Origin of the sequence: Paenibacillus sp. FSL P4-0338 (assembly GCF_038002365.1) — a bacterium.
Taxonomy (GTDB): Bacteria; Bacillota; Bacilli; order Paenibacillales; family Paenibacillaceae; genus Paenibacillus_AQ.
In genome coordinates this window covers 55,433-72,190 of record NZ_JBBOCG010000002.1, presented here as the reverse complement: position 1 = coordinate 72,190, position 16,758 = coordinate 55,433, and the positions used below count along the sequence as shown (strand labels likewise).

Annotated in this window: 13 protein-coding genes, 1 other RNA gene and 1 pseudogene; 1 reads left to right on the top strand and 14 read right to left on the bottom strand. The window is 48.7% G+C overall.

Translation table 11 applies throughout. The features are described 5' to 3' along the window. The first annotated feature begins 484 nt into the window (after positions 1–484). On the top strand, positions 485–1,336 hold the full coding sequence (locus MKZ07_RS24440; protein WP_341028138.1) for a phosphotransferase: 852 nt from the start codon (positions 485–487) through the stop codon (positions 1,334–1,336). Here MKZ07_RS24440 and MKZ07_RS24435 read toward each other — a convergent pair. The 14 genes and pseudogenes from MKZ07_RS24435 to gap form a co-directional block, all read right to left on the bottom strand. Further along, positions 1,239–2,011, bottom strand: a protein-coding gene (locus MKZ07_RS24435) for an IS5 family transposase (protein ID WP_341027176.1) whose coding sequence is annotated in 2 segments (ribosomal slippage) — positions 1,239–1,681 and positions 1,681–2,011 — 774 coding nt in all. Because the reading frame shifts where the segments join, the coding sequence is not laid out codon by codon here. The genes MKZ07_RS24440 and MKZ07_RS24435 overlap by 98 nt on opposite strands. Before the next feature lie 489 nt (positions 2,012–2,500). Further along, positions 2,501–3,175, bottom strand: a complete 675-nt coding sequence (locus MKZ07_RS24430; RefSeq protein WP_036690119.1) for a zf-HC2 domain-containing protein — start codon at positions 3,173–3,175, stop codon at positions 2,501–2,503. After that, a complete protein-coding gene (locus tag MKZ07_RS24425; protein WP_036690118.1) occupies positions 3,172–3,666 on the bottom strand; it encodes an RNA polymerase sigma factor in 495 nt (164 codons plus the stop codon). Before MKZ07_RS24425 ends, MKZ07_RS24430 begins: the two co-directional genes overlap by 4 nt. 503 nt (positions 3,667–4,169) lie before the next feature. Next, a complete protein-coding gene (locus MKZ07_RS24420; protein ID WP_036690116.1) occupies positions 4,170–4,955 on the bottom strand; it encodes a nucleotidyltransferase domain-containing protein in 786 nt (261 codons plus the stop codon). Positions 4,956–5,131: 176 nt separating this feature from the next. Further along, positions 5,132–5,690: pseudogene (locus MKZ07_RS24415) on the bottom strand (YhfC family intramembrane metalloprotease). Between the two features lie 134 nt (positions 5,691–5,824). Next, positions 5,825–6,189: a transfer-messenger RNA gene (gene ssrA / locus MKZ07_RS24410) on the bottom strand. Between the two features lie 202 nt (positions 6,190–6,391). Continuing rightward, positions 6,392–6,871 carry an SsrA-binding protein SmpB gene (gene smpB, locus MKZ07_RS24405; RefSeq protein WP_036690100.1) on the bottom strand — a complete coding sequence of 160 codons (480 nt, stop codon included), beginning with the start codon at positions 6,869–6,871 and terminating at the stop codon, positions 6,392–6,394. A gap of 177 nt (positions 6,872–7,048) precedes the next feature. Continuing rightward, positions 7,049–9,973 carry a ribonuclease R gene (gene rnr, locus MKZ07_RS24400; RefSeq protein ID WP_341029755.1) on the bottom strand — a complete coding sequence of 975 codons (2,925 nt, stop codon included), beginning with the start codon at positions 9,971–9,973 and terminating at the stop codon, positions 7,049–7,051. Between the two features lie 230 nt (positions 9,974–10,203). Further along, positions 10,204–10,437, bottom strand: coding sequence for a preprotein translocase subunit SecG (gene secG, locus MKZ07_RS24395; RefSeq protein WP_036690096.1), 234 nt, complete (start codon positions 10,435–10,437; stop codon positions 10,204–10,206). Between the two features lie 222 nt (positions 10,438–10,659). Then, a complete protein-coding gene (eno, locus tag MKZ07_RS24390) occupies positions 10,660–11,946 on the bottom strand; it encodes a phosphopyruvate hydratase (protein ID WP_036690094.1) in 1,287 nt (428 codons plus the stop codon). A gap of 57 nt (positions 11,947–12,003) precedes the next feature. Further along, entirely contained in the window at positions 12,004–13,548 is a 1,545-nt protein-coding gene (gpmI, locus tag MKZ07_RS24385) for a 2,3-bisphosphoglycerate-independent phosphoglycerate mutase (protein ID WP_036690093.1), read from the bottom strand. A gap of 2 nt (positions 13,549–13,550) precedes the next feature. After that, positions 13,551–14,306 (bottom strand): triose-phosphate isomerase, encoded by a 756-nt coding sequence (tpiA, locus tag MKZ07_RS24380; protein WP_036690091.1) that lies wholly within the window; start codon positions 14,304–14,306, stop codon positions 13,551–13,553. A 27-nt stretch (positions 14,307–14,333) separates the two neighbouring features. After that, positions 14,334–15,515, bottom strand: a complete 1,182-nt coding sequence (locus MKZ07_RS24375; RefSeq protein WP_036690089.1) for a phosphoglycerate kinase — start codon at positions 15,513–15,515, stop codon at positions 14,334–14,336. Positions 15,516–15,746: 231 nt separating this feature from the next. After that, positions 15,747–16,757 (bottom strand): type I glyceraldehyde-3-phosphate dehydrogenase, encoded by a 1,011-nt coding sequence (gene gap / locus MKZ07_RS24370; protein WP_036690087.1) that lies wholly within the window; start codon positions 16,755–16,757, stop codon positions 15,747–15,749. Position 16,758: the final 1 nt, after the last annotated feature.

Genomic DNA, 16,758 nt, shown 5'->3' with positions numbered 1-16,758 from the left:
TCACGGACATCTCTTCAATAGAACTCTGGCTCTAAACCAGAGTGAGACCTCCACCCGATCTTTGGAGCTCTTTTATAAAACGGTATCCCTCCAAAAATCCAACTATAAAGGCTTCCTTTATTAGCCTTCCTGATATGAGGATTATTAGATCGCATTCCCCATATTCCAAGATGTCTTCTGGCAGCCACCTCGCTCAGTATATTTCTCTCATTCCATCAAGATAGGCATTTTCAAGGGCTGCATATTCAGACAACGTTTCTCTTTTCTTCGAAAAATGCTTCAATGAAACCACATTGGTGATAGAAGTCCTTTGAAATAACAGCAGTTCCAATTATAATCTATCTTGAAATAATATCCATTAATCTATGTAAGGAGAATTGCTGTATGTGTAGTTTGAACTAGCACCTTCCGCCTTAGCCTTATATCAATACGGTGCAACCGTTACCCTTCTGCCTTCATTATGAGAGGAGTATGTGTATATTTCATGGATGAGAAATTATCCAATTACATTAATTATATAAAGGAAAAATACCCCAGTATAGAAGTCAGTAGCATTCAAACCAATTTGACAGATGGTCTACACAACGACATTGTCATTATTAACGGTAATGAAGTCTTTCGGTTTGCCAAAAATGATTTTAGTAAAGAGCTTTTACTTAATGAATCTAGAGTTATCCAAATCATAAAGCAATATGTAGAAATGCCTGTACCAAACTTAGAAATTATCGATGAAGGGGTATCGAAGTATTCCTTGATCAAAGGCAACCCTATTTTTAGAAGTAATCTCATGACCTTACATGTAGACCACTTCAATTTGTTTGCTGAACAGATAGGCAAGTTTTTATCTCAGTTACATTCTATTCCTCTAGGTGAGATACAAGAATACGATATAAGTGCCTTTCCCGGTAACGGTACAAGGGATTCTTATCTGGAGTTATATTCAAGAATCGAGGAAAAACTATTTCCGCATATGAAGAGTTATGTCGTTGAACACATAAACCATATTTTCGAGCCCCTATTTATTAATAAGAAGTTTCTTGATTATGACCCGGTATTGATACACGGGGATTTAGCTCCGTACCACATCCTAAAATCATCCAACAAAGTTGTAGGCATAATTGATTTTGGTGTTTCCGGCACCGGAGATCCAGCCCATGATGTTGGTGTGATTCTTGATACATTAGGGGAGAGAATCGTTAATAGAATTAGGGCGTGTCTGAAAACTAATCATATTGAAGCTACTTCAACAGAATCATCGCGGAAGCGAGAAAGGCAAAGCTTAAAAAGTTTCGAGAAAGCTTGTCATAGCGTGTTGCGATTCCGCGGAATTGTTTGAGTTTGTTGAAAAAACATTCCACTACATGGCGTTCTTTATAATGGTAAAAATCACATGTCCAAGGATTTGCGGCATTGGATTTGGGCGGGATACAGTATGTTGCGTTTTGGGATTCAATGTACGTTCGAATCTCTACCGTTCCGTAGGCTTTATCGGCTAAAATAGCGGTTCCGGACAAGCTTACCCCTGACAGGACTTCGACCGCTGCCGTACAATCATGGATGTTTCCAGGCGTTAAAAATAGGCGAATCGGATTCCCTAGCGCGTCGACTACAGCGTGGATTTTGGTATTGCGTCCCCCTCGGGAAAGTCCGATTTCTTGGTTGGTTGCGGCATTTTCAGCCCTTTTTTAGCCCCCGCTGCGTGCTGGTGAACTTTACAAGAGGTGCTGTCTAGAGAAACATCCTGCAAGTCTGCATCGCTGGCGAGCGCTTCAAATATCTTTTGAAAAAGATCGTCATTGCTCCATAAACGAAACCGGGAATACACGGTTTTCCAAGAACCAAAACGTTCTGGCAGATCACGCCAAGGTGCCCCTGTTTTGACTTTCCAAAGCATGGCATTAAGCATCACCCGATTGGGTTTTGAGGGTCTGCCTTCACCCTTGTTTTCAGGTGGCAACAGTTCTTTGACCCTTTCCCAGTCCGGGTCTTTGATTTCGTGGCGTCTTAGCATCTTTTACAAGCTCCTCGTAATTGCGTCCTTGTAAAATTATGCTACGGTTATGCGTTGGAAGCAATATCTAGTTTTAAGACACGCCCTAGTCATTATTATAAAGGCATTAACACATTTATCGATAGGTCAAGATTCTATGCTAATGTCTCGTCAATACGATGGGCACTAATCGGGTATGAAAGCAACGATGTTTCTTGGCATTTAAATCACTTTTTCACCGCTAAAGAAATAAACCCTTATAGGTAAGACAAAAAGAGCGGAAGTCCATGAGATTGTTTTCTCGTCTATGGCTGCCGCTTTTTATTATTGGGCCAGGGTTCCGTCTTATAATCCAAAATAACCGCAGAAATGAAAAAAGACACCCGATAAGGTGTCTTCTACTTTTCTCCATATAGAGCCGAGGCAGTCGAACCCCTGTCCGAAGATAACGGCACATAAGCTTCTACGAGTGTAGCCACGGATTTTGATGTCACCCTAGAATCGCCCTGACTATCGGTTTGCTGCCGGCAGTTCCATTCCTTTCTTCCAAATCAGAATCGGATCATCCGGTGCACCGTAATAGATGGCCGTAATCTCCACATCATTTCCATGCGCCTTCTGGTAGGCCCTTACACTCACAGGATTGACGTATACCCCGCCACTGGCAAGACTCGAGACAACATAATCCTTCGATTTGAGTAGAGTATGGACAGGGGTTATATAGTAACTCCCGTCATCTTTAACGGTATTTTTCACACGATTGAAGGTATACCCGTCATTGATTTGAATATTAAAGGCAATTTCACCACTTGGTATGGTTCTTATATTAGAAATAGTAATGTGATCGGATGCCACCGGTATGAAGTTCCATCGGAACAGACCGAAGTAGCCAAGAATCAAGACTCCACATACGGAAGCAGTCACCAGCATTCCTTTCAAATAAGCCAGCGATTGGGTACGGATCCAAATCCTTTTAATACTGCGCAGCCCGTTTCCCTCCAGTTTATTCACTTCCATCTCTTGTATGGGCAAACTCAGGTTAGATTTTACCTGTACCAGAGAAGCGCGGCAATCTGCACAACCAGCAAGGTGTTCTTCCATGAGTTCCCTGCTGGCTTCGCTGCATATGTCATCATAGTACAGGGGAAGCAGGTCTTGAATAATGTCACATGAGATTCGGCTCATCTTTTATCCTCCATTAGCAGATTCTGTATCTTCATACGGGCCCGGTGATAGGTCACTCTTGCCCAGCTCTCCGTTCGGCCAAAAATCTGGCTAATATGATCGAAAGAAAGTTCTCCAAATAACCTTAGCATAAAAACCTCCTTATACGGCTCCTTCAATCCGTGCAGAACCTTATGAACATACAGAGCCTCAGTCTGATTAATAAGTTTTTGCTCCAGGTTAATACCGGCTTCCGCTTCTTGCTCAGCCATCGGAGCGTACCTCCGCTGCTTGTCCATATAGGAGAAATAAGTATTTTTCGCAATCTGACACAGCCAAACACTCATTTTGCAGTCCCCCCTGAACTGTTCAATTCGCTTCAGCGCTTTAAGAAAAGTCTCCTGTGTAATTTCCTCGGCGATCTGCTCATCTCTGCTTAATGAAAGCACAAAGATATATACATCTCGGAAATATTGATCATAGACTCCCTCTAGTTCATCTAATTTGTCCAAGGGTTCACCACCTTACATATATAAGACTAGCTAAACAAAGAAACGTTACAATGAATTTATGTTTAGTTCCATTTTATCTCTTACTGAAATAGTCTTTACGAATGATCAAAAAGAAAGCAAGCGGCCGAAAAAGTCGGTTCGTTCACATTTTACGGGAAAAGCTGGTGGAGTGACATTACCATTTTCAAAATATCAACCGTATTTTATCCATCTTCTTCCTTGTATGGATAAACAAATTAAACCAATAAAATAAAATTTGTGCAAGCATACTCGGCATGCAGATTCTGAGAGTTTCCTAAACCATATCCATAAAACAAAAAGACACCCCTAAAGGTGTCTTTCACTGATACTCCATATGGATCCGAGGCGTGGACGTGCAGAGCTACAATTCGGCGGAGCGTGATGCTCTTCAACAAGCCTGGCCGTTTCCTCCTCGAAACAATGCCTCATCCTGCTAACCATGAAGCCATCTATTGAACTATCGTTCCCGTTAGCGGTACAGTTTATAAATCGAGAACCGGAACCGGTCCGTCCATCCAGTTCAGCTGGCTATCCATCATGAACTGAACCGTCCAATGATGCTCTGCCTGATACCAGTTATTAAATTCCACAATACTCTTGTACAGATTTTCTACGGCTTCCGGCGTTCGTTCTTCCAGTACCCGATGGATGTCCGTCAACAAATTCTCAGGCTTCTTTTGGGCCCCCTCTAGAACCTGTAAGAACCACTTATAAGAAGGGAAAAGTGTTTCGTTGTGTAGCAAAATCAACCGACCTGCGAAAAAGACATAGTGGGTCAAACAGTAGTCGATTAATAAACGATTGTTGCGTTTCAGTCCTTCGTAATAATACCATTTCCAGGTTTCGAATTGTGCATAGAACTTCTGCATGTTCTCAGTCTTTTTCTCCACCGGATATCGGGGAGCATCATGGACCAACCGTTCCAACCCCTCGATATTGGAATAGGTGACGAACGCATCCTGGAATGCGAACTTAGCAGGATCGCTGCCGGATTCGGCCACTTGCTTGATGTAGGAAGCGGATACAACTTTCCCGTCCACATAACCGCCTTCATAAGAACAGGATTCCGTTTCGAAATACCCAAGATTATGGATGGAACAAGCTTTCTTGTAATCCTCTTCGGAAAGGACGATCATAATGTCGATATCAGAGGTTTCGCCCGCAAAGCCATGCGCCACGGAACCTCCGATGATAATCCCTTGTACGTCGGGTCTGGCTTTAAGCTTGTTGGTGATGGCATCAATGGCAGCCTGATGATGGGGATACATAATACATCCACTCCAATATAATTAATATAATCATTAATTAGTAAGCCAATACGTTAATTATAAGTAAATAATATTCCACTTTTGAAATTCCCGCAATCCCCCGAATGAATCAATCGTCTTATAGATAACTGCCCGTTAGTTTAGTTCCATCTAAAAATCAACCAAGCTCCAAAAATCTAGTGATTATCAACCGACCAAATTTGCCATTTGCACGAGCGGCTGATCAGCCAGAAAGCACCAATTCCGATTAGTAGCAGGAGAATTTCCACAAACCACAAGCTGATTTTCCCTGGGTACGCCTGATAGAGAGCCGGAGTGAAATCAATAAGAGCATGCAATAAAATGGCATACACCAGAACTATTTTCCTCTTTGCACGCACTGCGTACAGGACAATAAGCGATAGAGCAATTTGAATAAAAAGTGCGGGTATCCGTTCCAAGCCTCCCAGAAGAAACTCATAAAATGAAGCATTCAGCAGCTTGCTCTTGATATCTGCCAATACATCGGGTGATGCTTTCCCGCCCAGTGACTGCTCAAGCTTGCCCGTATTTATCATTACGGCATATACGAGCGTCTGAATCGAGGTCATTCCGGAAATAAATATCGCTTCAACCCCCCTCGCCCAGTCCGTATGCAATGCCATCTCTTCGTTTCCGATTATGTTTAAGCAGTAAGCGGAACCCGAAATATCTGCCGGCCTCTTCAAAAATCCCAGCTACCAGTGCCCCATACACTGCGAAAAGTAACGGATTGGCGAGTAAACCATGTGGCCGCTGTTTTTATTATAGGTCCAGGGGGCTGTCTTATAGTCCAAAATAACCGCAAAAATGAAAAAAGACACCCTTCAAGGTGTCTTCTACTTTACTCCATATGGAGCCGAGGGGAGTCGAACCCCTGTCCGAAGATAACGGCACATAAGCTTCTACGAGTGTAGTTACAGTTTTGATGTCACCCTAGAAGCCCCCCGTAACCGGGTCCCCTTCGGGTCAGCCTGATTATCTTCTTCAGCTCACCCCAGGCGGAGATGAGACAGCGTATTCCACTATTTGTTAGCCCCTAGCCCTGTCACATGGACGATGCAGAGTAGAAGCACGCACACAGTTTCTTAGGCTGCGAAAGCGTAGTTGTTTTGTTGTTTGCCGTTTAATAGGCTTTAGCGTTGATGAAGCGGACGCGTCCCCACTACTCGCTACTCATGCTCGAACTATCCCCGTCGAATCCAAGAACGGCCCCTCATTAGAAAGGGCGCTTCGGATTAACGGATCAATCACAAGCACAAATGCTGATCCGGTACACAGCGATCTGACTTAAGATGGCTGTTCAGAAGCAAAAAATCTACTTACCTAGTATAGCACATTTATCAACACTTTAACACGCGGGTTAAAGGAATTGAAGGTTGAATCTGGAACCACTTCGCGCAGGTGCAGCAGTCCGTCTATCTGGCTACCTTCTGTTTGTCGCGCAGCACGCGCTGGATATCACGCTGTGCGTCACGCTTCGCGGCGGAATCCCGTTTGTCGTATTCTTTCTTACCTTTACCCAGACCAATCAGCAGCTTGGCATAGCCATTACGCACATATATCTTAAGCGGCACAATGGTGAAGCCATCCCGTTTGGACGAGCCCAGCAGCTTGTGTATCTGCTCCTTATGCATAAGCAGCTTACGTGTACGCGTAGGGTCGGTAGGATTGGCGCGGTTGCCCTGTTCAAAAGGACTGATATGCATGTTGTGGATATGAATCTCGCCATTGCGGATCGTAGCGAACGCATCCCCTATGTTGGCGCGGCCATTACGCAGCGATTTGATCTCTGTTCCTGTAAGAACCAAACCAGCTTCGTAGGTGTCCTCAATAAAATAGTCATGGGAAGCTTTTTTGTTCTGGGCGAGCACTTTCCCGTCTGCTTTTTTACCCATGAGCGTCACTCCTTGAATCGAATTCCCGGCAATCCTTCACGGACACCAGGTCTATATTGTATCAAAAGCGGAGCTGCCAGCGCAAGGAAGGATCGCTCTATGCTGCGGTTGTATGAAGCCAAATTCTTATTAAAAAGCACTGTTCCCCTAAAGGAACAGTGCCTCATATCGTTCAGCCTACGCCTTAGGTTTCTTCTTACGCTTACGGCGCCCGCTCTTCTCGCCAGTGTCAGCACCTGCCTGGCCTGCGGACTCCCCGTTGCCTGGCGTCACGGAGGGGCTAATGAACACGCCGCCTTTCTTCTTGCGGCGGCCCTTGCCCTCCGGCGCTGCACCGCGCCCTTCGGCCCCGAGGTCCTCGCGGCTGCGGAACCGTGTGCCCGCGTCTACGCCGCGCAGCTCACCGCCCGCCTGCTCAGACCCGCCACCGCTCGGCGCGCCGTAGCCGCCCTTGCCCGAGCCAAAGCCGAACGCGATGCCGCGTCCCCCGGCACCGCCACCGGCCTCCGCGCCGCGGCCTCTACCGCCCTCGCGCGGAGCGCCAGACCCGCCGGCTTCGCCCCGGCGGTCCGCCTTCGCCCCGCCTGCTGCGCCTGCGGCGGCAAGACCGCGCCGTGCTGCCGCTTCCGGCCCGCGGCCACGCTTGCGGCCGCTGCCTGCTGCGCCGGCGATGTCCCACGCCGCCGCTCCATCCGGGCGTGGCTCGGCTACAGCGCCGCCGAAGCCATCGGCCGCACCGCCCTTGCCCTTACCGGCAGCGCCGAAGCTGCCGCCCGAGGCGCCGCCCTTCTTCTTGCCGGCGCCGTTCTTGCCTCCGGCAGCAGCACTGCCGGGCTTGCCTTTACCGCCACGCCCCTTGCCGCCTCCAGCCTTACCGGCGAACGGCTTGCTGATGCCTCCAGCGCCCGGACGGCCGCCTTTGCCGCCCCGTCCACCGTAGCTCCGGTGATCTCCCGCCGCGCGCGGCTTCATATCAACCAGCTCGAAGTCAATGGTGTGGTCATCCATATTGACCTTGGCCACGCGGATCTTCACTTCATCGCCGATGCGGAAGACCTTGGAGGTACGCTCGCCGATCAGCGCCATATGAGCTTCATCGAAGTGGTAGTAATCATCCGTCAGCGCACTGAGGCGAATGAGACCTTCGACCGTATTATCCAGCTCAATGAACATCCCGAAGCTGGTCACGCTGCTGATCATGGCTTCGAATTCCTCGCCGACCTTGTCCTGCATGAACTCCGCTTTCTTCAGCTGCTCGGTATCTCGCTCGGCTTCAACAGCTACACGCTCACGCTCCGAGGACTGCTGGGCAATATCCGGCATCCGGGAGGCCAGGTATTCGTGGCGCTTCTCGCTCAGCGCTCCTCCATTCTCAAGGACCTCACGCATAACGCGGTGAATGACCAGATCGGGATAACGGCGGATCGGTGAGGTGAAGTGGGAATAGAACTCCGCTGCCAGCCCGAAGTGCCCGGTACTCTCGGCATCATACTTCGCCTGCTTCATGGAGCGCAGCATCATCGTGCTGATCACCGTCTGCTCCTTCGTTCCCTGAATCTGCTCCAGCAGATCCTGGAGCGCACGCGGGTGAACCGAATTCCCACGGCCCTTCACGTGGTAACCGAAGTTAGCCGCAAAAGCCATGAAGTTCTGCAGCTTCTCCGGGTCCGGGTCTTCATGAATCCGGTACAGGAACGGAACCTTCAGCCAGTGGAAATGTTCTGCCACCGTCTCATTAGCGACCAGCATGAACTCTTCAATAATCTGCTCTGCCACAGAGCGTTCACGTTTTACAATATCGATAGCCTTACCGGCCTCATCTACAATAATTTTGCTCTCTTCAAAATCGAAATCCACCGCCCCGCGCCGCATCCGGGCATCGCGCAGCTTCATCGCCAGCACCTTCATCAGCCGGAAATCCCCGATTAGCGGAGCATAACGCTCCAGCAGCTCAGGATCTTCATCCTCGACAATCTTCCGTACGTCAGAGTAGGTCATTCTCTCCTTCGTGCGGATGACACTGGTGAAGACATCGTGCTTCACGACCTTCATCTGCTCGTCAAATTCCATTTCACAGGACATCGTCAGACGGTCAACCTGCGGATTCAAGCTGCAGATACCGTTCGACAGCCGGTGCGGAAGCATCGGAATGACACGGTCCACCAGGTACACACTACAACCGCGGTCATAGGCTTCCTTGTCTAGCTCAGAGCCTTCACGCACATAATAGCCTACGTCAGCAATATGAACGCCCAGCTTATAATGACCATTCTCCAGACGCTCTACGTTGACCGCATCATCCAGATCCTTGGCATCCGCGCCGTCAATCGTTACGATATTGAGCCCGCGCAGATCACGCCGCCCCTGCTCGATAATCTCTTCATCTGTGATCGAATCCGGCGCCTGCTCTGCTTCCGTCATCACCTCAGCCGGAAAAGCCTCCGGAAGCTGATGCTTACGGATCACCGACAGAATATCCACGCCCGGATCATCCTTATGGCCAAGGATCTCAATGATCTCGCCCTCAGCCGCAGCACGGCCCTCCGGATAGTTTACAATGCGGACAACCACCTTTTCCCCGTCAACCGCACCCTTGAAAGACTCCCTGGGGATGAAAATATCCCGGTTAATCCGCTTATCGTCAGGCAGCACGAAGCCATAGGTCTCCAGGCTCTGGAAGACACCCACCGTCTGCGACACGCCTCTGATCAGAATCCGTTCCACTTCGCCTTCCATGCGCCCGCCGGACGGGCTCTTCGAGGTAATACGGATCAAGACGATATCGCCGTTCATTGCACCCTTCAGATCGTTCGCGTGGATATACACATCCGGGTGCTCCCGGTTATCGGGAATCAGAAAAGCAAAGCCCTTCGCATGTACCTGCAGCCGTCCGCGCAGCAAATCCATCCGCTCAGGCACACCATAGCGGCTGCTCCGGGTCAAAATGATCCGGCCGTCCTTTTCCAGGTCAATTAATAGAGCCTCAAAGGCTTTGAAATCGGCACTATCCTCCACGGCGAAATGGCTCACCAGTTCTTCATAAGTTAGTGGTTTATAAGCGGTCTCCCGCATGAAATCAAGTAAGATTTCCTGTGTTATCATGTTCGTCACCTCAGCCTCCTGCTGCATTCCTATGCATCGGCATACTGTATGCCTTGTCCTATTGCACAGTAATCATTTCAAGTAAAATTTACCTTTATATACTTCATACCCTAGTATACACGAAATCAATCCCGGGCATCCCTGTTATGATGTTCACAATTTTATATCTCCATACAAAAAAGCCCCCGTCTATTCCATTAAGAACAGAGCGAAGGCTTACTATAGACCCGTTATTCAACAACAATGGCAACAACAATTGACATGATGAAGAATCCAGCTGCCAGACCAACTGTTACACGCTGCAGCACAAGCTCCATACCGCGTGCCTTTGTTTTACCGAAGAGATGCTCGGCACCGCCGGAGATGGCACCGGAAAGACCTGCACTTTTCCCTTTTTGCAGAAGAACGACCGCAATCAGACCTACGGCAAAAATCAGAAGCACCACTTTCAAAAAGATATCCATTCACTTCCACCTCCTACGTCCAAGCATCACTATCTATGCTAAATTAGAATTTCCGTTTCATAAACAGCATTTTTATTTTATCATAGCCACAGAATGAATACAACCTTCCAGACGGCATTCACGCCCTATCTCACTATGAAAATCTCATTATTGCCATCTATCGCAGGTAGAAGCAACAAAAAAGCCTGCCGGAAACCGGCAGGCTCATTGATTCAAAAGAAATTATCTTTTGAGGTTGTAGAAGGATTTCAGGCCATTGTATTGAGCCAATTCACCCAGCTCGTCTTCGATGCGAAGCAGTTGGTTGTATTTAGCCACACGGTCTGTACGGGAAGGAGCACCAGTCTTGATCTGGCCAGCGTTGGTTGCTACAGCGATGTCAGCGATAGTGCTGTCTTCGGACTCACCGGAACGGTGGGAGATTACAGCTGTGTAACCGGCACGTTTCGCCATTTCAATCGCATCGAAGGTTTCAGTCAGTGTACCAATCTGGTTAACCTTAACCAGGATGGAGTTACCGATACCTTTTTCGATACCTGTTGCCAGACGCTCAGTGTTCGTAACGAACAGGTCGTCACCAACCAGCTGGACTTTATCGCCCAATTTTTCAGTAAGCAATTTCCAGCCATCCCAGTCATCTTCGGACATACCGTCTTCGATTGTGATGATTGGGTACTTCTCAACCCATGAAGCAAGCAGGTCAACATACTCAGCGGAAGTGTAAGATTTACCTTCGCCTGCAAGTGTGTATTTACCATCTTTGTAGAACTCAGTGGAAGCTACGTCCATACCGAGGAATACGTCAACGCCTGGCTTGTAACCGGCTTTTTCGATAGCTTCGATGATTGTAGTGATCGCTTCTTCATTGGAACCCAGGTTCGGTGCGAAACCGCCTTCGTCGCCAACAGCTGTGTTCAGGCCTTTGGATTGCAGTACGGATTTCAGGTTGTGGAAGATTTCCGCACCTGTACGCAGAGCTTCCTTGAAGCTTGAAGCCCCTACTGGAAGAACCATGAACTCTTGAACGTCGATGTTGTTATCGGCATGCTCACCACCGTTGATGATGTTCATCATTGGTACTGGAAGAGTCTTGGCGTTGAATCCGCCCAGGTATACATACAAAGGAATGTCCAGAGCAGTTGCAGCAGCGCGTGCTACGGCCATGGATACAGCCAGGATTGCGTTAGCGCCCAGCTTACCTTTGTTGTGAGTTCCGTCCAAAGTGATCATCAGCTTGTCGATGCCCACTTGGTCAAGAGCGTCCATCCCGATTACTTCTGGAGCGATAATTTCGTTTACGTTCTCAACAGCTTTCAGAACGCCTTTACCCATGTAACGGGATTTGTCGCCGTCACGAAGCTCTACAGCTTCATGAGCACCAGTGGAAGCGCCGGAAGGAACGATAGCGCGGCCTTTTGCACCGGACTCCAGATATACGTCAACCTCTACAGTAGGGTTACCACGGGAGTCAAGGACTTCGCGTGCATACACATCAGAAATAATAGTCATGTAAGTTTAATCTCCTTTTATACAATGGTTTTGGGTTTACAAAAACAGATGTCTTGCTTATTTGCGGCTGGCAATCATGGATTGTCCGGTCATTTCCGCAGGCTGCGGAAGTCCCATCAGATCCAGGATCGTCGGTGCCACATCTGCGAGAATACCAGCTTCACGCAGAACTACATCTTCAGTGGTAACGATGAATGGAACCGGGTTGGTGGTATGGGCTGTGAACGGACGTCCGTTCTCATCGAATACCATATCCGCATTCCCGTGGTCGGCAATGATAATAGCAACGCCGCCCTTGGCAACCACAGCATCCACAACTTTGCCTACGCACTCGTCCGTAACTTCAACTGCCTTAATCGTAGGCTCCAGCATGCCGGAGTGTCCTACCATATCAGGGTTAGCAAAGTTCAGGATAATGGCATCTTGTCTATCCGCTTCGATCTCCGCTACGCAGGCCGCCGCCACTTCGTATGCGCTCATCTCAGGCTGCAGATCATAGGTTGCCACTTTGGGCGAGTTGATCAGGATGCGGGTCTCACCAGGAAGCTCCTCGTCGCGTCCGCCGCTGAAGAAGAAGGTCACATGCGGATACTTCTCTGTCTCCGCAATACGCAGCTGCTTCTTGTTCTGCTGAACCAGCACTTCACCGAGCGTGTTGTCCAGGTTCTTCGGGGAGTACGCCACGAAGCCTTGAACGGTCTCACTGAAGGTAGTCAGGCATACGAAGTGCAGGCCTTGCGGGAACTTAGGACCACGGTCGAAGCCGCGGAAATCCGAGTTTGTGAACACTTGTGACAGCTGGATCGCACGGTCAGGACGGAAGTTAAGGAAAATGACAGAATCGCCGCTCTCCACTGTCGCTACCGGGTTGTTCTGGCTGTCCACAACTACACTTGGCTCCACGAATTCATCGAACACAGAATTCTGGTAGGATGCAGTGATGGCCTGAAGGGCATCGGTATATTTAGGGCCTTCGCCATATACCATTGCACGGTAAGCCTTCTCTACACGGTCCCAGCGTTTGTCACGGTCCATCGCGAAATAGCGTCCGGATACCGTAGCAATCGTTCCTACGCCAACCTCTTCAATCTTGGCGACCAGATCCTGAATGAACTTCTGTCCACTGTCGGGAGGTACGTCACGGCCATCCATGAAGGCATGAATATAGACTTCATGCAGATCTTCTTTTTTGGCCAGATCGAGCATGGCGAACAGGTGATTGATGTGGCTGTGTACGCCGCCATCGGATACCAGGGCATAGAGGTGAAGCTTTTTGCCGGTTGATTTAGCGCTTCTTACAGCAGCCACCAGCGTTTCGTTCTCAAAGAATTCTCCGTCGCGTATCGACTTGTCGATACGGGTCAGGTCCTGGTATACAATCCGGCCGGCACCAATGTTAAGGTGTCCTACTTCAGAGTTACCCATTTGGCCTTCCGGCAGACCTACAGCTTCGCCGCAAGCGGTAAGCGTAGTATTCGGATATTGCTTCAGGTAACGGTCGTAGTTCGGCTTGTTGGCTTGGGCAACAGCGTTGCCTTCATCCGTGTTCCGCAGTCCGAAGCCGTCCATGATAATCAGTGCTACAGGTCTTGGAGCTGACATTCTTACTTCGCCCCCTCAACGAGTGAAACGAAGGAAGCAGGCTGCAGGCTGGCACCGCCGACAAGAGCGCCGTCGATGTCGCTTTGACTCATGTACTCCGTTACATTCTCAGGCTTCACGCTGCCGCCGTATTGGATACGTACTGCTTCAGCGGTTGCTTCATCGTACAGACCTTTAACAAGGGTACGGATATAAGCAATAACTTCATTGGCGTCCTGGGAAGTGGAGGATTTACCTGTACCAATCGCCCAGATTGGCTCGTAAGCGATAACTACGCTTGCTGCCTGCTCTGCGCTAAGACCGGCAAATGCCGCTTCAGTCTGAACCTTACATACGTCCTTAGTCTGATCAGCTTCACGCTCTTCAAGCTTTTCGCCTACGCAGACAATTGGAGTAATGCCGTGACGGAATGCCGCATGCATTTTTTTGTTGACGATTTCGTCCGTCTCACCGAAATAAGCACGGCGTTCGGAGTGACCGATAATAACATACTCTACACCAAGATCCTTCAGCATTACGCCGCTGATCTCACCTGTATAAGCGCCGTTATCTTCAAAGTGCAGGTTCTGTGCACCAATCTTGATGGTGGTGCCTTGTACCGCTGCAACCAGTGCTGGCAGGTTAGTGAATGGCGCGCAGATAACAGTCTCTACACCTGCCACTTCTGCCTGGCCTTTAATTTCAGCGATGAAGCCTTCAGCTTCCGGAACGGTTTTGAACATTTTCCAGTTGCCTGCAATAATAGGTGTTCTACTCATAGTGATGTATTGCCTCCCTCTTCGGTATTACTTGTCGTTCAGTGCTTCTACACCTGGAAGAGCCTTGCCTTCCATGAACTCGAGCGATGCGCCGCCGCCAGTGGAGATGTGATCCATCTGGTCTGCGAGGTGGAATTTCTCAGCAGCTGCTGCGGAATCTCCGCCGCCGATAACTGTGTAGCCTTCAGTAGTTGCACAAGCCTGAGCTACGGCAATAGTACCTTCAGCAAATTTATCGATTTCAAATACGCCCATAGGTCCATTCCATACAACCAGCTTGGAGTTTTTGATAATATCGGCATAGATTTCACGAGTCTTAGGACCGATGTCCAGACCTTCCCAGTCTGCAGGAATCTCGGTTACATCTACAATCTTGGTGTTGGCATCTGCACCGAACTTGTCAGCGACTACAACGTCAACCGGAAGCACGAAGTTCTTGCCCAGCTTCTTGGCCTTCTCAATGAATCCAAGTGCTGCATCAATCTTGTCGTTGTCTACCAGGGATTTACCGATTTCGAAACCTTGAGCCTTGGTGAACGTGTAAGAGAGGCCGCCGCCAATCAGTACATTGTCAGCCAGATTCAGCAGGTTGTCGATAACGTCAATCTTGTCTTTAACCTTGGAACCGCCGATGATGGCAGTGAAAGGACGTTCCGGGTTAGAAAGAGCCTTGCCGAGGACGGACAATTCCTTCTCCATCAGAAGACCGGATACTGCAGGCAGGAAGTGAGCGATTCCTTCTGTCGAAGCATGGGCACGGTGAGCTGCGCCGAATGCGTCATTGACGAACAGGTCAGCCAGTTCAGCGAACTGCTTAGCCAGTTCAGGATCATTCTTCTCTTCGCCTTTGTAGAAACGGACATTCTCAAGCACAAGCACATCGCCATCGTTCAGTTCAGCAATTTTCGCTTTTACCGCTTCGCCGATGGCCTCATCAGCCTTGGCTACCGGTTTGCCGAGCAATTCAGACAAACGGACTGCAGCGGAAGTCAACCGCATGGAATCGACGAATTCGCCTTTAGGACGGCCCATATGGCTGGCCAGAATGACCTTTGCACCGTTCTCAATCAGGTATTTAATTGTTGGAAGGGTTTCGCGGATACGGGTATCATCAGTGATCTTGCCGTCTTCCACTGGCACATTGAAATCTACACGCACGAATACGCGTTTGCCTTTTACTTCTACATCACGGACACTTTTTTTGTTCATGATTAACATTTCCTCCACACCCAAAATTGGTTCCTTCACAAAGCCATTTCACACGAATCCAGTTCATCAAGTTGAAACGACCTTTACCGTCCTCTTTAGGACGGTACCGTTTCAGCGAGAAATAGAAGGATACTTTATAGCGACCAGCCTATAAAGTCTTATATTTTTAGAAAGAGCGGAAACAGACTTTCCTTGTTTCCGCTCTATTGTACTGCTTATATGAAATCGGTCTTATTTAGCAAGCTTAGCGAATTTCTCCAAAGTACGAACCAGCTGTGCAGTATAGGACATTTCATTGTCATACCAAGCAACAGTTTTAACCAGCTGTTTGTCGCCAACAGTCAGTACTTTAGTCTGAGTTGCATCGAACAGGGAACCGAAAGTCATACCCTTGATGTCGGAAGATACGATTTCATCTTCAGTGTAGCCATAAGTTTCTGGGTCAGAAGCTTCTTTCATGGCTGCATTGATTTCTTCAACGGTTACGCTCTTGTCCAGAACAGTAACCAGCTCAGTCAGGGAACCTGTAGCTACAGGCACACGTTGTGCTGCACCGTCAAGTTTGCCCTTCAGTTCTGGAATAACCAGGCCGATGGCTTTAGCAGCACCGGTAGTGTTAGGGATGATGTTCTCAGCAGCAGCGCGGGCGCGTCTGAAGTCGCCTTTTGCGTGTGGAGCATCAAGAGTATTCTGGTCACCTGTGTAAGCGTGGATAGTAGTCATCAGACCTTCGATGATACCGAACTTGTCGTTCAGGACTTTGGCCATAGGAGCCAGGCAGTTCGTTGTGCAAGATGCACCGGAGATTACTGTTTCGGAACCGTCAAGGATGTCATCGTTAACGTTGTACACAACAGTTTTCATGTCGCCTGTAGCAGGAGCGGAAATAACTACTTTCTTAGCTCCGCCTTTCAGGTGCTTCTCAGCGGCTTCTTTAGTTGTGAAGAAACCAGTACATTCCAGAACGATATCAACGCCAAGCTCTCCCCAAGGAAGTTCTTCAGGGTTGCGGTTCGCCAGAACCTTAACATCTTTACCGTTAACTTTGAAGAAGCCGTCATGCACTTCAACATCGCCTTGGAATTTACCTTGAGTTGTATCATATTTAAGCAAATGAGCAAGCATCTTAGCGTCAGTCAAGTCATTGATTGCTACCACTTCGATACCTTCTACATTTTGAATACGGCGGAATGCAAGGCGTCCAATACGTCCAAAACCGTTAATACCAACTTTTACACTCATT